The sequence below is a fragment of the Streptomyces bottropensis ATCC 25435 genome (assembly GCF_000383595.1).
Taxonomy (GTDB): domain Bacteria; phylum Actinomycetota; class Actinomycetes; order Streptomycetales; family Streptomycetaceae; genus Streptomyces; species Streptomyces bottropensis.
The window spans coordinates 1766519-1785256 of record NZ_KB911581.1; the positions used below are offsets into that span (position 1 = coordinate 1766519).

The following is an 18738-nucleotide window of genomic DNA, read 5'->3' on the forward strand; positions in this document are numbered from 1 at the left end:
CTCTCCGTTTCATGTGGGACGTGTAGGACGTGTGGTGCGGTTGGTGGGGGCTCGGTCGGCAGGGGTGAAAATCACCGTCGCGGCGGACAGAAACCCTCTTGACAATACCCTTGACCATGGATAAGGCGCCCATCAGCCCGTCGTGGTGCCCGGGCGGGAGCGGACGGGCGCGGCGACCCCCTGGGAGCCGTGAAACAATCGGACTGGCTCATAAGTACCAGCACCGAGCAGGACCGATCAGGACGATCAGGAGACACAGCACGATGCGTATCGGAGTTCTCACCGCAGGCGGCGACTGTCCGGGCCTGAACGCAGTGATCCGGTCGGTCGTGCACCGAGCGGTCGCCCAGTACGGCGACGAGGTCATCGGCTTCGAGGACGGCTACGCCGGCCTGCTCGACGGCCGCTACCGCAGCCTCGACCTGGAGTCCGTCAGCGGCATCCTCGCCCTCGGCGGCACCATGCTCGGCTCCTCCCGCCTCCAGCGCGACCGCCTCCGCGAGGCCTGCGAGAACGCGCAGGACATGGCGAACCGGTTCGGTATCGACGTACTCATCCCGATCGGCGGCGAGGGCACGCTGACGGCGGCGCGGATGCTGTCGGACGCGGGCCTGCCGGTGGTCGGCGTCCCGAAGACCATCGACAACGACATCTCCTCGACGGACCGCACCTTCGGCTTCGACACGGCCGTCGGGGTCGCCACCGAGGCGATGGACCGCCTGAAGACGACCGCCGAGTCGCACCAGCGCGTGATGGTGGTCGAGGTCATGGGCCGGCACGCGGGCTGGATCGCGCTGGAGTCGGGCATGGCGGCTGGCGTGCACGGCATCTGCCTGCCCGAGCGCGCGTTCGACCCGGCCGATCTGGTGAAGATGGTCGAGGAGCGCTTCGCGCGCGGCAAGAAGTTCGCGGTGATCTGTGTCGCCGAGGGCGCCCACCCCGCCGAGGGCTCGATGGACTACGGCCACGGCGCGATCGACCAGTTCGGCCACGAGCGCTTCCAGGGCATCGGTACCGCGCTGGCGTACGAGCTGGAGCGCCGCCTCGGCAAGGAGGCCAAGCCGGTCATCCTCGGCCACGTCCAACGGGGCGGCACCCCGACCGCGTACGACAGGGTGCTCGCCACCCGCTTCGGCTGGCACGCGGTGGAGGCCGCGCACCGGGCCGACTTCGGCCGGATGACCGCGCTGCGCGGCACCGACGTGGTGATGGTGCCGCTGGCGGAGGCCGTGACCGAGCTGAAGACGGTGCCGAAGGACCGGATGGACGAGGCGGAGTCGGTGTTCTAGACCGGTTGCCGGTGAGGAGGGCGTCCCGGCCCCTTCAGTGGGCCGCCGTTCTCCGCACGAGTGCCCAGAAGTGGCCGACGACGTGGTCCAGGTAGTCACGGCCCGCTTCGCCGGAGTCGGTGGCGGCGGTGCCGTCGGCCCAGGTGAGGGTGGCGGTCATCAGGTCCTGGTAGTCGGTGTGCATCTCCCGCAGGACGTCCTCCAGCAGACGCCGGTCGAGGTGTCTGTCGAGGGACAGCAGCTTGAGGGCGGGCCGCACATACGCCTGCCAGCGGGTGGTCACCGCGCTGCGCAGCAGTTCCCTGAGCCGTTCCTCGCGTCCGGTGGCGACGACGAGTTCGGGGATCGTGAGATCGAGTGCGACGCCGAGGGCGGCGGACTGGCGGTCGGTGCCGCGCCACTCCTCGCTCTCCTCCATCCCCAGATAGGCGGAGACTTCGAGCCCGACCGCGCGGGCGACGTCCTCGGCGGCGATCCCCCGCGCCGTGCGGTGCTCGCGCACGGACCGGGGCGTGCCGATGAGTTCGCTGGTCGAGCACCACAACACACCGGCGAGCGCGGTGAGTTCGGGGCCGGTGGGCGCGATGCCGCCGCGCTCCCAGGCGGCGACCAGGTCCGGGGTGACATGGGGGAGCCCGTACGAGGAGCGCATGCCGTACGCGACGTGCTCGGGCCCCATGCCGAGGGCGATACGCAGTCGCCGGGCCGCGGGGGCGTTGAAGGGCGGAGTGGGGGTGTCGGCTGTCCGGGGTTCCGGGGGCGGCTGGTGGAGCTGCCGTTCGGGTTCGTTGGCTGAACGTCGGTGCACGCGCACACCGTAGATCCGCGCGGCGCCGATGACTACGGGCTGTTCGGCCACAATCACGGATGGTGGGAACCCCTGGCCGGTGAGACGTCTGTGACTCGTCGGTTCCGGCGCGCCTCGGCGAGGATGCCCGGGTAGGAATGACCGCATGACGAAGCTGGACGGACACATGCGCGAGCGCCTACTGGCGCCGAACTTCTGGCACTTGGCGACGGTCGGGCCGGACGGCGCGCCTCAGGTATCACCCATGTGGGTGGACATCGAGGCCGTCGGCGACACCGAACACGTCATGGTCAACACCTCCGTCGGGCGGGTGAAGGAGGAGAACCTGCGCCGCAACCCGCTGGTGTCCCTGTCCCATCACGACCCCGAGAACCCCTACGACCGGGCCGAGATCCGGGGGCGGGTGGTGCGGTTCGTGGAGGGTGACGAGGCGCTGCGCGCCATGGACCGGCTCACCCGCAAGTACATCGGGCAGGAGCGGTATCCGTGGCTGCTGCCCGGGGAGCGGCGGCTGATGATCCTGATCGAACCGCTGCGGGTACGGCGGGTCGTGGGCGTGGAGCCGTTCCGGGCGGGGGTGCTGCCGCAGGGGTGAGGGGAGGGGACCCCGGCCGGCCGCGGAAGCCGGCCGGCCTCACCCCTTGACCGCCCCGCCCAGCGCGAACCCACCGCCCAGCCGCCGGGCCACCGCCACGTACAGCAGGATCACCGGCGTCGAGTAGATCACCGAGAACGCCGCCAACTGGCCGTAGACCACCGTTCCCCGGTTCCCGAAGAAGTCGTTGATGCTGACGGCCGCCGGCATCTGTTCCGGGGTGAGCAGGAGCATGAACGGGACGAAGAAGTTCCCCCACATCATCACGAAGGAGAAGACGGTCACCACGGCGACGCCCGGTCCCATCAGCGGGAGCACCACCCGCAGCAGCGACTGCGACGACGACGCGCCGTCCGTCCACGCCGCCTCCTCCAGTTCCTTCGGCACCCCGTCCATGAAGTTCTTCATCAGCCAGATCGCGAACGGCAGTTGGGAGGCGGCGAAGAAGAAGATCGTGCCCTGCATGGTGTCGATCAGGTTCACCTGGACGAAGAGCGCGTACACCGGGACCATGATCGCCGTGATCGGCAGGCTCGTCGCGAAGAGGATCGTCAGAAGGAAGGGGCGGTTCAGACGGGAGCGGAAGCGGGAGAGCGGGTAGGCCGCCAGAGCCGAGCACACCACGGTCAGCGCCGTGCCCGCGCCGCACAGGAGCAGGCTGTTGAGCAGCGGCGTGAAGGTGATGTCCGGGGTCAGGACGGCGTCGAAGTTGTCGAGGGTCACGCCGTCGGGGATCCTCACCGTCAGGTCCGCACGCGGATCCACGGAGGAGAGGACCACCCAGGCCAGCGGGAGCACGAAGGCCGCGGCGACGACGAGGAGGCCGCCGTCGGCGGCCAGCCGGTGGCGGACCGCGCGGCGGGAGAGAGGGGCCCGGGTCTTCGGGGCCACGGGAGTCACACCTCCGTCCGCAGCAGGCGCAGATAGAGCACCGAGAACAACGAGCCCACCACCAGCAGCAACAGGGCCACCGCGGTGCCGTAGCCGATCATGCTCTTCTGGAACGCCTCCTCGTACATGAACAGGGGCAGGGTCTGGCTCCGGCCGCCGGGGCCGCCTCGCGTCATCACCCAGATCAGGCCGAACACGGACAGCGTCTGCAGGGTGATGAGCATCAGGTTGGTGCCGATGGAGCGGCGGATCATCGGGAGCGTGATGTGCCACATGCGGCGCATGCCGCTCGCGCCGTCGACCTCCGCCGCCTCCGTGATCTCCTTCGGGATCTCGTTCAGGGCCGCCGAGTACACCAGCATCGAGAACGCCGTGCCCCGCCAGACGTTCGCGAACGACACGGCCAGGATCGGCAGCGTGTAGAGCCAGTTCTGGGACGGCAGACGGAGCCAGTCCAGGACCGCGTTCAGCGTCCCCTCGCGGCGGAAGAACGCGTAGAGGAGGAAGCCGGCCACGACCTCCGGCAGGACCCAGGCCGTGACGACGATGCCACCGACCAGCGTGCGCACGGGTTTCGAGGCGCGCCGCATCAGGGCGGCCAGGACCAGGCCGAGGGTGTTCTGGCCGAGCAGCGCCGAGACCACCGTGAAGACCAGGGTGAGCCAGACCGCGTTGAGGAACGCCTCGTCCCCGAACGCCGTACGGAAGTTCTCGAAGCCGACGAAGGAGTCCTCGGCCTGGCCGGTGAGCTGGAGGTCGGTGAAGGCGATGTACGCGCAGTAGCCGATGGGGCCGGCGAGGAAGAGGAGCAGGAGGACGGTGGCGGGGGTGAGGGGGAGGGCCCGGGTGAACGCCCGGAACGCGGGGCGGGGCGGTCCCTTCGCGGCCGGCCCCTTCATGCGCGGGGGCTCATTCCTCGGTCACCTGGCCGTCCGTGGCCGCCCGCAGTTCCTCGTCGTAGTTCTCGGCCGCCTCGGACACGGACGCGTCGCCCGTCGTCACGGATTCCATCGCTTCCTGGATGGCCGTGGAGACCTTGGGATAGGCCGGGTACGCCGGCCGGTAGTGCGTGCTCGACACCAGGTCCGTGAAGAACTCGATGCCGGGCTGGGCCTTGGCGTACGCCGGGTCCTCGGCCACGTCCCTGCGGACCGCGATCCCCGAGTTGGCGATGTACCACTTCCGGGCGTTGGCCTTGGACTGCATGGTCTTGACGAACGCGAAGGCGAGATCGGGGTTCCCGGCCTTGTCGGGGATCGCCCAGGTCCAGCCGCCGGACATGCTCACCTTGCCGGGGGACTGGCCGTGCTGGGTGGGCATGGGGGCGAGGCCGAGCCTCTGCGACCACTGGGGCCATGCGTGGCCGCTGCCGGGCAGCCAGTCCTGGGGGAGCCAGGAGCCGTCGAGGTTGATGCCGAGCCTGCCCTCGGGGAGGAGTTCACCGCGCACCCGGGTCGCGATGTTGGGGTCGAGGGCGTCGGAGACCTCCGGCCCGAGCTTCTCCTTGAAGACCGTCTCCACGAAGCCGAGGGCGTCCTCGAAACCCTGGGTGCCGGCCTTCCACTTCTTCGACTTCTCGTCGTACAGCGGGTCACCGGCCCCGGCGGCGGTGGCCCCCTCCGTGCCGTAGAGGAGCATCTCGAAGCCCTGCATGGTCGCCGCCTCGCCCGCCGGTTTCCCCGTGTAGATGTTCAGGGGGATGACGCCGGGGACCTTCCGCTTGATCGTGCGGGCCGCGTCCAGGACGTCGGCCCAGGTCTTCGGCCGCCAGTCCGCCGGCAGCCCCGCCTTGTCGAAGACCGCCTTGTCGAACCACAGCCCGCGGGTGTCCGTGCCGTCCGGGATGCCGTACGTCTTCCCGTCCTCGGCCTTCGCCGCCGCCTTGGCCGTGTCGATGAACTGGTCCCAGTCCTTCCAGTCGGCCAGATAGTCGTCCAGGGGCCGCAGATAACCGCTCGTGATGTCGGAGTTGATGAGGAAGGTGTCCTCGTAGACCAGATCCGGTGCCGTCTTCGGCGACCGCAGCATCTGCTGGACCTTGGTGTAGTACTCCGAGTCCGGGGCCTTGATCGGGACGAGCTTCACCTTCTTGCCCGGATTCGCCTTCTCGAACTGCTTCTTGACGTCGGCGAGGAAGGTGTCCATCACCCGGACCTGGTTGTCCGTGGACTGTTTGTAGGAGACCTCCACGGTGTCCGGGTCACTGCCGGAACCGCCGCCGCAGGCCGTGAGGACGCCGGGAGCGGTGATCGCCAGAGTCGCGGTGAGGAGGAGACGGAGGGGGGATCGGTGGGGGCGGGGTGCGGTGGGGCGCACGGGCACGACCTCCTGCTGGCTACGTCGTTGTGGCCTTGGGTGGTGCCCGGTGACGGTACGAGGAATGGTCTAGTCAGGTCAATGCGTCTGCACCGATCCCCGGGAGGGCCGCGGAGATCCGCCGGAAGGGCCCTACCCCTTCACCCACCGGTACTGCAGCTCCGGCCGCCCCACCTGCCCGTACTGCGGACTCCGCGCCGCCCGCCCCCCGTCCACCAGGTGCTCCAGGTACCGGCGGGCCGTGATGCGGGAGATGCCGACCGCCTCCGCGACGCCGGCCGCCGTCAGGCCCTCGCCCGCGTCGCGCAGGGTCACCGTCACCCGCTCCAGGGTCGGCGCGCTCAGCCCCTTCGGCAGGGCCGCCGGGCCCGGGGCCCGCAGGGTCGCCAGGGCGCGGTCCACCTCGTCCTGGCCACTCGCCTCGCCGGCCGCCGCGTGGAACTCGGCGTAGCGGATCAGACGGTCGCGCAGGGTCGCGAACGTGAAGGGTTTCAGGACGTACTGGACCACGCCCAGCGACACGCCCTCGCGCACCACCGTCAGGTCCCGGGCCGACGTCACCGCTATCACGTCCGCGTGATGGCCGGCCGCGCGCAGGGAGCGGGCCAGCTGCAGACCGTGCACGTCCGGGAGATGGAGGTCCAGCAGCAGCAGGTCCACCGGCATACGGTCCAGCGCGCGCCGCGCCTCCGCGCCCGTGTGCGCCTTGCCGACCGCCGTGAAGCCGGGGACGCGGCCGACGTACATCATGTGCGCGTCGGCGGCCACGGGGTCGTCCTCGACGACCAGGACTCTGATGGGATCGGCACCGGTCATACGTCGTCGCCTCCAGCCACAGTGGCCCGAGGGGCCTGGACAGCCTTGTCCCGCACGGCCGGGACCGTCCGGTCGCCGCCGCCCGCGCCCAGCGGCAGCCGCACCTCGAACCGGGCCCCGCCCCCGGCCGCCTCCGACACGGTCAGCGTTCCGCCGTGGCGGCGCGCGGTCTGCCGTACGAGGGCCAGACCCAGCCCCCGGCCGCCGGGGCCCGCGGGCTTCGTCGAGAAGCCGCGCTCGAACACGGCCTCCGCGTGGGCCGGGTTGATGCCGCTGCCGGTGTCCGACACCCGCAGCACCAGCACGGGGTCGTCCACCGGTCCGTCCGCGCCGTCCGGCGGGCAGGTCTCGTCCGTGTACGCCGTCACCGTCACCCTCGCCCCCACCGAACCCTGCGCCGCGTCCACCGCGTTGTCGATCAGGTTGCCCAGGACCGTCACCAGGTCACGCGCGGGCAGCGACTGCGGGAGCAGGCCGTCGTCGATGCGGCTGTCCTCGGACACCACCAGCTCCACGCCCCGCTCGTTCGCCTGGGCCGCCTTGCCCAGCAGCAGGGCCGCCAGCACCGGTTCGCTCACCGCCGCGACGACCTTGTCCGTGAGGGCCTGCGCCAGTTCCAGTTCCGCCGTCGCGAAGTCGATCGCCTCGTCCGAGCGGCCCAGTTCGATGAGCGACACGACCGTGTGGAGGCGGTTCGCGGCCTCGTGCGCCTGCGAGCGCAGCGCCTCGGTGAAACCGCGCTCGGAGTTCAACTCGCCCGTGAGGGACTGCAGTTCCGTCACGTCCCGCAGCGTGACCACCGTGCCCCGGCGCTGGCCTCCCGACACCAGGGAGGTGTTCACCACGAGCACCCGTTCGGCGGTGAGGAGCACCTCGTCCACCCGGGGCTCGGAGGACAGCAGGGCGCCCGTCAGCGGGGCCGGCAGGTTCAGGTCCGCCACCGAGCGGCCGACCACGTCGTCCGTCACCCCCAGCAGCTCCCGGGCCCCGTCGTTGATGAGCGCCACCCGGTACTGCCCGTCGAGCATCAGCAGGCCCTCGCGCACGGCGTGCAGGGCGGCCTGGTGATAGTCGTGCATGTTGCTCAGCTCGGCGGCGTTCATGTTGTGCGTGTGGCGGCGCAGGCGGGCGTTGACGACGTAGGTGCCCATGCCGCCGAGGGCCAGCGCACCGAAGGCGACGCCCATGAGGGCCGTGAGCTGTTCCTGGACCCGGTCGCTGATCGCCTGGACCCGGATACCGGCGCTGACCAGGCCGATGACCTTGCCGTTCTCCATGATCGGGGTGACCGCGCGAACCGACGGGCCGAGGGTGCCCGTATAGGTCTCGGTGATCGAACCGCCCTGCCGCGCCTTCTCTATGTGGCCGAGGAAGTGCTCACCGATCCGGTCGGGGTCCGGGTGCGTCCAGCGGATGCCGTCGGGGGTCATGATCGTCACGAAGTCGACGCCGGCGTGCCGCTGCACCTCGGTGGCGTACGGCTGGAGCCGCGCGGTGGGATCGGCGGTGCGGATCGCCGCCCGGACCGAGGGGGCGTCGGCGACGGTGGCCGCGACGGCGAGGGCCTGGCGGGTTCCCGCCTCCTCCGCCTGCGAGCGGTCGCTGACGTAGGTGAACAGCGCGTATCCGGCCAGGAGGGCGGCGATGAGCACCGCCTGCACGGCGAAGAGCTGGCCGGCCAGGCTGCGGGGGCGGAGGCGGTGCGGGACGCGCATGGCAACAGTCTGCACGCACGGGTTGGCGTGAACTAAATGAACGGAAGGGTGACCGCCCTCACAGGGCGGGGGATAGTCAGCGCATCGGCTCGTCCAGCACATGGACACCGACACGGAGTACGACTCCCGCACCGGGACCTCTACCCCGAGCCGCCGGGAGCCCGTCTCCCACCCCAGGGAGGCACCTCTCCCACCACCGGGAGCCCCCCAGCTCCCAACCGCCGGAAGCCCCCCAGCCTCCGGCCCGGAAGCCCGCCGGCTTCCACCGCCGGGAGCCCCGGCTCCCACACCCCACGGGAGCCCCGTTCCCACCGCCGCCGGAAGTCCCCCAGCTGCCGGCTCCGGGAGCCCGCCGGCTCCCGACCCCGGGAGCCGGTCTCCCACCCGGGAACCCGCCGGTTCCCACCCTGGGAGACCGTCTCCCGAATTCCCCCGGTCGTGAGCCGCACGCCGGAACAGCGAGCCGACGACGTCGTCGACGAGGAGGGCAGCCGTGGCCAGCAGCACCCATACGGCACCTACCGCTCCCGCCAAGCGGGACCGCACCCACTACCTGTACATCGCCGTGATCGTGGCTGTGGCCATCGGCATCGCCGTGGGCCTCATCGCCCCGGACTTCGCCGTCGAGCTCAAGCCCATCGGCACCGGCTTCGTGAACCTGATCAAGATGATGATCTCGCCGATCATCTTCTGCACGATCGTGCTGGGCATCGGCTCCGTACGGAAGGCCGCGAAGGTCGGCGCCGTCGGCGGTATCGCCCTCGCCTACTTCACGGTGATGTCGCTGGTCGCCCTCGGTATCGGCCTGGTCGTCGGCAACATCGTCGAGCCGGGCACCGGCCTCGCGGTCACCGACGCGATCAAGGAGACCGGCCAGGCGCAGGTGTCGGCCGAGGCCAAGGACACCACCGAGTTCCTGCTCGGCATCATCCCGACGACGATCGTCTCCGCCTTCACCGGCGGCGAGGTCCTCCAGACGCTGCTCGTCGCGCTGCTCGCCGGTTTCGCGCTCCAGGCCATGGGTGACGCCGGTCAGCCGGTCCTGCGCGGTGTCGAGCACATCCAGCGCCTCGTCTTCCGCATCCTCGCCATGGTGATGTGGGCCGCCCCGATCGGTGCCTTCGGCGCCATGGCGGCCGTCGTCGGCTCCGCCGGTCTGGACGCGCTCAAGAGCCTCGCCGTCCTGATGCTCGGGTTCTACGCCACCTGCTTCCTCTTCGTCTTCATCGTTCTCGCCGCGCTGCTGCGGATCGTCGCCGGCATGAACATCCTCTCGCTGTTCAAGTACCTGGGCCGTGAGTTCCTGCTGATCCTGTCCACCTCCTCCTCCGAGTCGGCGCTGCCGCGCCTCATCGCGAAGATGGAGCACCTGGGTGTCAGCAAGCCCGTCGTCGGTATCACCGTCCCGACCGGCTACTCCTTCAACCTCGACGGCACCATGATCTACATGACCATGGCGTCCCTGTTCATCGCCGACGCCATGGGTACGCCGATGTCGGTCGGGGAGCAGATCCCGCTGCTGCTCTTCCTGCTGGTGGCCTCCAAGGGCGCGGCCGGTGTCACCGGCGCGGGTCTGGCCACCCTCGCGGGCGGTCTGCAGTCCCACAAGCCGGCCCTGGTGGACGGTATCGGCCTCATCGTCGGCATCGACCGCTTCATGAGCGAGGCCCGCGCCCTCACCAACTTCGCGGGCAACGCGGTCGCCACGGTCCTCATCGGCACCTGGACCAAGGAGATCGACAGGGAGCGCGTCGACCAGGTCCTCGCCGGACAGCTGCCCTTCGACGAGAAGACGCTGCTGGACGACGGGCACGGTTCCGCGGCGCCCGCGGCCGAGCCCGACGGCGAGAAGGAACTCGCCAAGGCGTGACGCGCCCCGGAGGGGCCCAAGGCCCCCCCGAGAACCCCGTACGGCCGGGTCCTCCCCCCGTAGACCCGGCCGTACGGTTCCAGGACACACAACTGAACAGCTTCCCAGAACACCGAGCGGCCAGGTCCTCCCCCTATAGACCTGGCCGCTCGGCTTTCGCCGTCGTGGTGCGCGGGCTTTCCCTGACGTCGGCGTCAAGGAATACCGTTCTCGTATGCGCATCGGGGAGCTGGCGGAACGCGCCGGGACGACGACACGGGCTCTGCGGTACTACGAGGCGCGGGGGCTGTTGCCCGCGCGGCGGGCCGGGAACGGCTACCGGACGTACGACGAGGCGGACCTGAGGCTGCTGCGGCAGATCCGGACGCTGCAGGACTTCGGGTTCGACCTGGAGGAGACGCGGCCGTTCGTGGAGTGTCTGCGGGCGGGGCATCCGCAGGGCGACTCGTGCCCGGCGTCGCTGGCGGTGTACCGGCGGAAGCTGGACGAACTCGACGCGCTGATCGGTGAGTTGGCGGCCGTGCGGGCGTCGGTCGGCGAGCAGTTGGCGCGGGCCGAACGGGCACGGGAGCGGCTGGCGGCCGAGGCGGAGGTTCCGGGGGGCCCGGAGCCGGAGTGTGAACTGGGAGGCGGACAGCTGTGATCAGGGCGGCCGGTGTGGCAGAGGTGACGGACGCGGACTTCGAGGCGGAGGTGATCGGGGCGGAGCTGCCGGTACTGGTGGAGTTCACCGCCGACTGGTGTCCGCCCTGCCGGCAGATGGGTCCGGTGCTCAGCGCCCTCGCCGCCGAGGAGGGCGGGCGGCTGAAGGTGGTGCAGCTGGACGTGGACACCAGTCCGGAGACGACCAACGCGTACCGGGTGATGTCGATGCCGACGTTCATGGTGTTCAAGGGCGGTGAGCCGCTGAAGTCCATGGTCGGCGCGCGGCCGAAGCGGCGGCTGCTGGACGAACTCGCCGACGTGCTCTGAAACCCTGACGTATACAGGAAATCCCCCGAGCAATTGCGCTCGGGGGATTTCCTTGCGTATATTTGATGGTTCGCGACTTCAATCTTATTGAGTCGCAGAGAAGTTCAGTGAGCACAGTATATCCGGGCGGGAGTGGAATTGTCAAACACCGGCTATTCGCACGATGAATTGCGGCGCGAGCAGGAATTCATCGACGGGGTGTACGCCCGGGTGGACGCCCTGCGCGGTGAGACCGAGGGCTCGGTCACGGACGCGCTCGCCCAGGGCAACACGCCCATGCAGGCCCGTCTGGAGCGGGACATCCTCGTCGCCGAGCGCTCGGGGCTGCTGGCCGCGCTGAACGCCGTCGACGGTTCGCTCTGCTTCGGCCGGCTCGACCTCGCCGACGGGGGCGTCCACCACATCGGCCGCATCGGGCTGCGGGAGGACGACGCCGAGCGCACACCGATCCTCATCGACTGGCGCGCCGACGTCGCCCGCCCCTTCTACCTCGCCACCGGCCACACCCCGATGGGTCTGCGCCGCCGCCGGCACCTGACCACCGAGGGCCGCCGGGTGACCGCCCTGCACGACGAGATCCTCGACCTCGGCGACGCCACCCGCACCGGCTACGAGGACCCCACCGGCGACGCCGTCCTGCTCGCCGCCCTCGACTCCGCCCGCACCGGCCGCATGGGCGACATCGTGCAGACCATCCAGGCCGAGCAGGACCGCATCATCCGCGCCCCGCACCAGGGCGTGATGGTCGTCGAGGGCGGCCCCGGCACGGGCAAGACCGCCGTCGCCCTGCACCGGGCCGCCTTCCTCCTCTACGAGCAGCGCGAACTCCTCGCCAAGCGCGCCGTCCTCGTCGTCGGCCCCAACCCCGCCTTCCTCGGCTACATCGGCGAGGTGCTCCCCTCGCTGGGCGAGACGGGCGTCCTGCTGTCCACCGTCGGCGAGCTGTTCCCCGGCGTGCGGGCGACCGCGGCCGACACCCCGCGGGCGGCCCGGGTGAAGGGAAGCGCCGCCATGGCGGAGGTGCTCGCGGCCGTCGTACGGGACCGGCAGACCCTGCCCGACCCGGTCGTCGCCATCGAGCACGACCGGGAGATCCTCATGCTCGACGACGACCTCGTCCGGGTCGCCCGCGAGCGCACCCGTGAGGCGAAACTCCCGCACAACGCCGCCCGTGAGTACTTCGAGGGCCACATCCTCAACACCCTCACGGAGATGGTCGCCGAACGCATCGGCACCGACCCGTACGACGGCTCCAACCTCCTGGACGCCAGTGACATCACCCAGATCCGCGACGAGCTGGCCGAGAACCCCGAGGTCTGGGCCGCCATCGGCCGGCTGTGGCCCCGGATCACCCCGCGCCGCCTGATCGCCGACTTCCTCGCCGAGCCGGACGCGTACCTCTCCCCGGAGGACGCCGACGCCGTACGCCGTCCCGTCACCCGGGCATGGACCGTCGCCGACGTTCCCCTGCTCGACGAGGCCGCCGAACTGCTCGGCGAGGACGACCGGTTGGCGCGGGCGCGGGCCGAGCGCGAGCGGGAGACACAGATCGCGTACGCGCAGGGCGTGCTGGAGGTGTCGTACGCCTCCCGGACGTACGAGTTCGAGGACAAGGAGGACAGCGACCCCGACAGCTCGGAGGTGCTGTCCGCGCACGACATCATCGACGCCGAGCGGTTCGCCGAGCGGCACGAGGAGGACGACCACCGCAGCGCCGCCGAGCGGGCGGCGGCCGACCGGACCTGGGCGTTCGGGCACATCATCGTCGACGAGGCGCAGGAGTTGTCGCCGATGGCCTGGCGGCTGCTGATGCGACGCTCCCCGACCCGCTCGATGACCCTCGTCGGCGACCCGGCCCAGACCGCGGAGGCCGCGGGCGTCGGCTCCTGGGCCGACATCCTCGCTCCGTACGTCCAGGACCGCTGGGAGCACACCCGGCTCGGCGTCAACTACCGCACCCCCGCCGAGATCATGGCCGTCGCGGCCGCGGTCGTCCGCGCCGAGCGGCCGGACTTCGAGCCGCCCAGCTCCGTACGGTCCACGGGTGTACGGCCCTGGGCGCGGCGCGCGGCGGCGAAGGAGCTGCCCGCCGAGGTGGCCAAGGCGGCGGCCGAACTGACCCCCGCCGAGGGGCGGCTCGCCGTCATCGCGCCGCGCGAACTGCACCGGGCGCTCGCGGCCCGGCTGGACGGGGTGACGGCGGGCGCGGAACCCGACCTGACCAGGACCGTCGTTCTCCTCGACCCCCGGCAGGCCAAGGGCCTGGAGTTCGACTCCGTCCTCGTCGTCGAGCCGGGGCGCCTCGGCACCAGCGATCTGTACGTCGCGCTGACCCGGGCGACCCAGGCGCTCGGCGTCGTCCACGCGGAGGACCTGCCCCGGGCGCTCGGGGAGGAACTGACGCCGGCGTGAGGCCGACGGCGGGAGCCGTCTGCCTGCTAGCGGGCAGACGGTGTTCCGGTCACCGTCACCACCGGTGCATCGGGGATCACCAACCCGTAACAGTTCTGGTCATCGTCACTGCTTGTGCACGGTTCATGCGGTATGCGTGTCGGTCATGGAAACACATCCGTTCGCGGCCGCTCCCGCCGGTGGCCCCGGCCTGGAATCGCTGCGCGTGGAGCCGTTGCTGACCTCGGAGTTCGACGCGGACCCGGGCGGCGTCTACGAGCGACTGCGGAGCACGTACGGTCCCGTGGCACCGGTGGGGCTGCTGGGGGTCCCGGCGTGGCTGGTTCTCGACTACCGCGAGGTGCTGGAGGTCCTGCGCAACGACACCGTCTGGCGGCGCGACGTGCGGCACTGGCGGGCGCGGGCGGAGGGGCGGCTGCCGAGGGACTGGCCGCTCCTCGCCGGGTACGAGGTCCGGCAGACCATGTTCTTCGACGACGAGGAACACCGGCGTGCCCGGCTGAGCCACCACTCGGCGCTGCGGCCCTTCCAGGACGGTCACTCGCCCGAGGGCTGGGAACTGCGGGCGGCCGTCGCACGGTACGCCGACGAGCTGATCGCCGTGCTCGCGGCCGAGTCCGGGACCACCGGGTTCGCCGATCTCGCGGCGCAGTACACCCGGCCGCTGCTCCTCATGGTGACGACCAAGCTGTTCGGGTGCCCCGTCGAACTCGGCGACGAGATGGTCATGGACCTGTGGCGGATGCTGGACGGCGGGCCGGACGCGGGGCCGGCCACCGAACGGTCGCTGGGCGCGATGATCCGGCTGGCGGCTCATCGGCGCTCGCGTCCCGGGGAGGACCTGACCTCCTACATGCTGCTGTCCGACCCCTCGCTGAGCGACGAACAGCTGGGCCGGGAGCTGTTCATGAACGCGGTCTATCTGAACGACATCACCGGGAACATGGTCTGCAACACGCTGCTGGAGGTGCTGCGGGGCAACGCCACGGTCCGCCGCAGCCTGTCCGACGGGCAGCTGGGGGAGACCGTGAACAGGGCGGCGCTGGCGAATCCGCCGACGGCCAATCTCTGCTTCCGGTTCGCGGCGCGTGATGTACGGCTGGGGAACTACCTGATCCGAGCCGGTGACATCGTGTCGCCGTCGGTGGCGGCCGCGCACCGGGACCTGCTCGCGGTCGGCTCCTCCCACATCGTCGACTCCACGATCAGCACGCGGGCCCATCTGGCGTGGGGGGCGGGGCCGCACCAGTGCCCCAGCGCCGCGCGGGAGTTGGCGGGGACGATCGTGACGACCGCGGTCGGGCGGATCTTCGACCACTTCGCGCGGGCGGAGCTGACCCTGCCGCCGGACCAGCTGCCGTGGCGGTCGGGGCCGGTGGTGCGGGGGCTGCGGTTGCTGCCGGTGCGGTACGAACTCGCGGTGCACAGCGCGGCTCGGGGGGCGGCGGGGCGGCGAGGGCCGGACGGGGGCGGGGGTGTGCCGTCCATGCCGCCGCCGGTGACGCCGTCGGCGCAGCGGGTGACTCCGTCGGTGGAGCCGGTGGGGGAGCGGGGCGGGAGAGGGTTGCTGGGGGCGTTGCGGCGGATGATGTTCGGGGGACGGAGGGGCGGGTGACCCGTCGCCCGGGGGCGCTCGTCTGCCGCTTCGGTGGGGGCCGGCCACGCGGTTCCCCGCGCCTCTAGGGGCGCGGGGAACCGCGAGACAAGCCCTCACCGCGCCTGCGGACGATCTCAGGCCGGGCGGAGCCAGACCGTCGACAGGGGCGGCAGCGTGACGCGGATGCTGGCCGGGCGGGCGTGCCAGGGGAGCGGGTCGGGTTTCACCGGCGCGGAGGTCGTGGCGCCGGTCCCCCCGTAAGCCTCCGCGTCCGTGTTGAGGACCTCGCGCCAGGCCGGGACGTCCTCGGGCACACCCAGCCGGTACTCCTGCCGGAGGACCGGGCTGAAGTTGGACACGGCCAGCAGGGGCGTACCGTCCTCGGCGAACCGCAGGAACGCCAGGACGTTGTCGTCCGCGGAGTCACCCGTGATCCAGGAGAACCCGGCGGGCCGGGTGTCCTGCTGCCAGAGGGCCGGAGTGTCGCGGTAGGTGGTGTTGAGGTCACGGACCAGGTCACGCACCCCCCGGTGGTCGGCCTCGGCGCCGTACGCGGGATCGAGCAGCCACCAGTCGGGGCCGTGCGCCTCCGACCACTCCGCGCCCTGGGCGAACTCCTGCCCCATGAAGAGGAGTTGCTTGCCGGGGTGGGCCCACATGAATCCCAGGTAGGACCGGTGGTTCGCCCGCCGCTGCCACCAGTCGCCCGGCATCTTCGACACCAGTGAGCCCTTGCCGTGCACGACCTCGTCGTGGGAGATCGGCAGGACGTAGTTCTCGCTGTACGCGTACACCATCGAGAAGGTCATCTCGTGGTGGTGGTGCTTGCGGTGGACGGGGTCCTTGGCCATGTAGTCCAGCGAGTCGTGCATCCAGCCCATGTTCCACTTCAGGCCGAAGCCGAGACCGCCGAAGCCGCCGGGGCCGGTGTGGTGGGTGGCGCGGGTGACGCCGTCCCAGGCCGTGGACTCCTCCGCGATCGTCACGACGCCCGGCACCCGCCGGTACACCGTCGCGTTCATCTCCTGGAGGAAGGCGACCGCGTCCAGGTTCTCCCGGCCACCGTGCTCGTTCGGCGTCCACTGGCCCGGCTCGCGCGAGTAGTCGAGGTACAGCATCGACGCGACGGCATCCACCCGCAGCCCGTCGATGTGGTACTCCTCGCACCAGTAGACGGCGTTCGCCACCAGGAAGTTGCGCACCTCGCGGCGGCCGTAGTCGAACTCCAGCGTCCCCCAGTCGGGGTGCGCCGCCCGCAGCGGGTCCGCGTGCTCGTACAGCGGACGCCCGTCGAACTCGGCCAACGCCCAGTCGTCCCGCGGGAAGTGGGCCGGCACCCAGTCCATCAGCACACCGATCCCGGCCCGGTGCAGGGCGTCGACCAGGTACTTGAAGTCGTCGGGGGTGCCGAGGCGGGCGGTCGGGGCGTAGAAGCCGGTGACCTGGTAGCCCCAGGAGCCGCCGAAGGGGTGCTCGGCGATCGGCAGCAGCTCGACATGGGTGAAGCCGAGGTCGGCGACGTACGCCGGGAGCTGCTCCGCCAGTTGCCGGTACGTCAGGCCCGGTCGCCAGGACGGCAGATGGACCTCGTAGACCGAGAACGGCGCCTCGTGCGCCGGGGTCTGCGTACGCCGGGCCAGCCACTCCTCGTCGTTCCACTCGTACCGCGAGGCGTGGATGACGGACGACGTGTTCGGCGGGACCTCCGTGCGGCGGGCCATCGGGTCGGCCCGGAGCGTCTTCGACCCGTCCGGCCGGGTGATCTCGAACTTGTACAGCTCGCCCTCGCCGATCCCGGGCACGAACAGCTCCCACACGCCCGAGGAGCCCAGCGAACGCATCGGGTACCCCGTGGCGTCCCAGAAGTTGAAGGTCCCGGCCAGCCGCACGCCGAGCGCGTTCGGCGCCCACACGGTGAAGCGGGTGCCGGTCACGCCCTGGTGGGTCATGGGCTCGGCGCCGAGTACCTTCCACAGCTCCTCGTGCCGGCCCTCGTTGATCAGATGCTGGTCCAGCTCACCGATCGCGGGCAGGAAACGGTACGCGTCCTCCGTCTCCTGCACGGCGCCCTCGTACGACACCAGCAGCCGGTACGCCCCCGGCACCTCCCGCAACGGCATCAGCGCCGAGAAGAAGCCGCCCCCGTCGTCGTGCAACTCCGCCCGCAGCGACTCCACGACCACACTCACGCCGAGCGCGTAGGGCCTGAACGCCCGGAACACCACACCCCCGGGCACGGGGTGGGCCCCCAGCACGGAGTGCGGCGCGTGATGGGTCCCGGCCAGCAGCCGCTCGCGATCGGCGCCGTGCATCGCGGGGGAGACGACGGGGTGGGCGAGGGCGGGGTCGTCCTGGGGGATGCCGGACGCCTCGGGGGTGTCCTGCCGGGGGACCGACGGCTGCGGGGCCGGCGGCTCGGCGGCGCTCTGCTCGGGAACCACCGGCTCGGCGGAGGCCTGCTGGGGCAGCACGGCCTCCGGGGCCGGTGCGTCGGCCGGCCCCGGTGGGGGAGGGGCCGCCCCGGCGCCCGGCGGGACGGCGGGGACCAGCACCGGGCTCTGCGCCCTCTTCGCCTGCCGCGGCGTCCGCACGGCACTCTTCGCGGCGGTGCGCCTGGCGGCGGCCTCGGTCGTGACGGCTTCCCCGGACGCGGACGTCTCGACGGCTGCCTTCTTGGCGGCTGCTTTCTTGACGGCGTCGTTCTTGACTCCCGCCTTCTTGGCGGCCGTCTTCTTCGAGCCCGTGGCCTTCGTGGCGGCCTTCGTCGACGCGTCGGGCTTCACCGCGGCGGTCTTCGCGGCGGCGGCTTTCGCGACAGCGGTCCGAGCGGCGGTGGTGGTGGCGGGCTTCGCGGTGACGGCTTTCTTCCCGACGGTCTTCTTCGCCACGGCCTTGTCCGCGACGGTCTTCTTCGCCACGGTCTTGTTCGTGACCGCCTTCTTCGCCACCGCCTTCTTCGCCACGGCCTCGGCCTTCTTCGCCGTGGATTTCGTCGTGGTGGCCTTCTTCGCCGGTGCCTTCGCGGCCACACCCTCGCGCTCGGCGGCCTTTCCCGGCGCGGACGTCCCGGCGGCCGGCTCGCCCTCGATCGGCTCCTTCGCCGCCGGTGCCCCCTCGCCGGCCCTCTCGGCCGCCGCCTCGATCTCGGCGGCCTTGACGCCCGCCGTCTTCCTGGGCTTCCGCGTCCCGCCGGCCGTCCGCACCGGCTGCGGGGTCTCCTCGGCAGCGGCGGTGGGCGTGCTGCCGGCAGACGGGGTCGTCGCTTGCTTCGTCGCCGCCTTTTTCGTCGCCGTCTTCTTCGCGGTCGCCTTCTTCGCCACGGCTTTCTTCGCGGCCGTCTTCTTCACGGCCGTCCTCTTCACCGGGGCGGGCCCCTCGTCGGCGGGGCCGGTGGGCTGGGTGCTGTCGTCGGACGGCGGGCGGGGTGTCACAGGTACTGCCTCCTCGGCAGGGCTGG

Annotated in this window: 14 protein-coding genes; 7 read left to right on the forward strand and 7 right to left on the reverse strand. The window is 71.2% G+C overall.

Annotated features, from left to right (window positions below):
• Positions 1-263: 263 nt before the first annotated feature.
• Entirely contained in the window at positions 264-1289 is a 1026-nt protein-coding gene (locus tag STRBO_RS0107975; protein ID WP_005480133.1) for an ATP-dependent 6-phosphofructokinase, read from the forward strand.
• Positions 1290-1323: 34 nt separating this feature from the next.
• On the opposite strand, the gene STRBO_RS0107980 is transcribed toward STRBO_RS0107975, so the two are convergent.
• Positions 1324-2097, reverse strand: coding sequence for a helix-turn-helix domain-containing protein (locus STRBO_RS0107980; RefSeq protein ID WP_245170581.1), 774 nt, complete (start codon positions 2095-2097; stop codon positions 1324-1326).
• 145 nt (positions 2098-2242) lie between these two features.
• Here STRBO_RS0107980 and STRBO_RS0107985 point away from each other — a divergent pair, with 145 nt between their 5' ends.
• Positions 2243-2692 carry a PPOX class F420-dependent oxidoreductase gene (locus tag STRBO_RS0107985; RefSeq protein ID WP_005480129.1) on the forward strand — a complete coding sequence of 150 codons (450 nt, stop codon included), beginning with the start codon at positions 2243-2245 and terminating at the stop codon, positions 2690-2692.
• A gap of 39 nt (positions 2693-2731) precedes the next feature.
• On the opposite strand, the gene STRBO_RS0107990 is transcribed toward STRBO_RS0107985, so the two are convergent.
• From STRBO_RS0107990 to STRBO_RS0108010, 5 genes are all read right to left on the reverse strand, one after another.
• Positions 2732-3583, reverse strand: a complete 852-nt coding sequence (locus tag STRBO_RS0107990) for a carbohydrate ABC transporter permease (protein WP_005480128.1) — start codon at positions 3581-3583, stop codon at positions 2732-2734.
• Positions 3584-3588: 5 nt separating this feature from the next.
• Positions 3589-4482, reverse strand: a complete 894-nt coding sequence (locus STRBO_RS0107995) for a carbohydrate ABC transporter permease (protein WP_005480126.1) — start codon at positions 4480-4482, stop codon at positions 3589-3591.
• 10 nt (positions 4483-4492) lie between these two features.
• Complete coding sequence (locus STRBO_RS0108000; protein WP_425336018.1) at positions 4493-5905, reverse strand: extracellular solute-binding protein; 1413 nt, start codon at positions 5903-5905, stop codon at positions 4493-4495.
• A gap of 126 nt (positions 5906-6031) precedes the next feature.
• On the reverse strand, positions 6032-6715 hold the full coding sequence (locus tag STRBO_RS0108005) for a response regulator (RefSeq protein ID WP_005480122.1): 684 nt from the start codon (positions 6713-6715) through the stop codon (positions 6032-6034).
• Positions 6712-8430 carry an ATP-binding protein gene (locus STRBO_RS0108010; protein ID WP_005480119.1) on the reverse strand — a complete coding sequence of 573 codons (1719 nt, stop codon included), beginning with the start codon at positions 8428-8430 and terminating at the stop codon, positions 6712-6714. Before STRBO_RS0108010 ends, STRBO_RS0108005 begins: the two co-directional genes overlap by 4 nt.
• Positions 8431-8923: 493 nt before the next feature.
• On the opposite strand from STRBO_RS0108010, the gene STRBO_RS0108015 reads away from it, so the two are divergent.
• From STRBO_RS0108015 to STRBO_RS0108035, 5 genes are all read left to right on the forward strand, one after another.
• Positions 8924-10300 carry a C4-dicarboxylate transporter DctA gene (locus STRBO_RS0108015; RefSeq protein WP_005480115.1) on the forward strand — a complete coding sequence of 459 codons (1377 nt, stop codon included), beginning with the start codon at positions 8924-8926 and terminating at the stop codon, positions 10298-10300.
• Positions 10301-10514: 214 nt separating this feature from the next.
• Positions 10515-10943, forward strand: a complete 429-nt coding sequence (locus STRBO_RS0108020) for a MerR family transcriptional regulator (protein ID WP_005480114.1) — start codon at positions 10515-10517, stop codon at positions 10941-10943.
• A 14-nt stretch (positions 10944-10957) separates the two neighbouring features.
• Positions 10958-11272, forward strand: coding sequence for a thioredoxin family protein (locus STRBO_RS0108025; RefSeq protein WP_158690964.1), 315 nt, complete (start codon positions 10958-10960; stop codon positions 11270-11272).
• 168 nt (positions 11273-11440) lie between these two features.
• Positions 11441-13684 carry a HelD family protein gene (locus STRBO_RS0108030; protein WP_005480111.1) on the forward strand — a complete coding sequence of 748 codons (2244 nt, stop codon included), beginning with the start codon at positions 11441-11443 and terminating at the stop codon, positions 13682-13684.
• 145 nt (positions 13685-13829) lie between these two features.
• Positions 13830-15299 carry a cytochrome P450 family protein gene (locus STRBO_RS0108035; protein WP_037627124.1) on the forward strand — a complete coding sequence of 490 codons (1470 nt, stop codon included), beginning with the start codon at positions 13830-13832 and terminating at the stop codon, positions 15297-15299.
• Between the two features lie 116 nt (positions 15300-15415).
• Here the strand turns inward: STRBO_RS0108035 and glgB are convergent, their stop codons facing one another.
• On the reverse strand, positions 15416-18712 hold the full coding sequence (glgB, locus tag STRBO_RS0108040; RefSeq protein WP_005480109.1) for a 1,4-alpha-glucan branching enzyme: 3297 nt from the start codon (positions 18710-18712) through the stop codon (positions 15416-15418).
• Between the last annotated feature and the right edge of the window lie 26 nt (positions 18713-18738).

Bases quoted from the DNA above. Each gene is read 5' to 3' on its own strand.
- STRBO_RS0108035 (WP_037627124.1), top strand. From the start codon at position 13,830: ATGGAAACACATCCGTTCGCGGCCGCTCCCGCCGGTGGCCCCGGCCTG.
- STRBO_RS0107975 (WP_005480133.1), top strand. From the start codon at position 264: ATGCGTATCGGAGTTCTCACCGCAGGCGGCGACTGTCCGGGCCTGAAC.
- STRBO_RS0107985 (WP_005480129.1), top strand. From the start codon at position 2,243: ATGACGAAGCTGGACGGACACATGCGCGAGCGCCTACTGGCGCCGAAC.
- STRBO_RS0108020 (WP_005480114.1), top strand. From the start codon at position 10,515: ATGCGCATCGGGGAGCTGGCGGAACGCGCCGGGACGACGACACGGGCT.
- STRBO_RS0108010 (WP_005480119.1), bottom strand. From the start codon at position 8,430: ATGCGCGTCCCGCACCGCCTCCGCCCCCGCAGCCTGGCCGGCCAGCTC.
- STRBO_RS0107995 (WP_005480126.1), bottom strand. From the start codon at position 4,482: ATGAAGGGGCCGGCCGCGAAGGGACCGCCCCGCCCCGCGTTCCGGGCG.
- STRBO_RS0108005 (WP_005480122.1), bottom strand. From the start codon at position 6,715: ATGACCGGTGCCGATCCCATCAGAGTCCTGGTCGTCGAGGACGACCCC.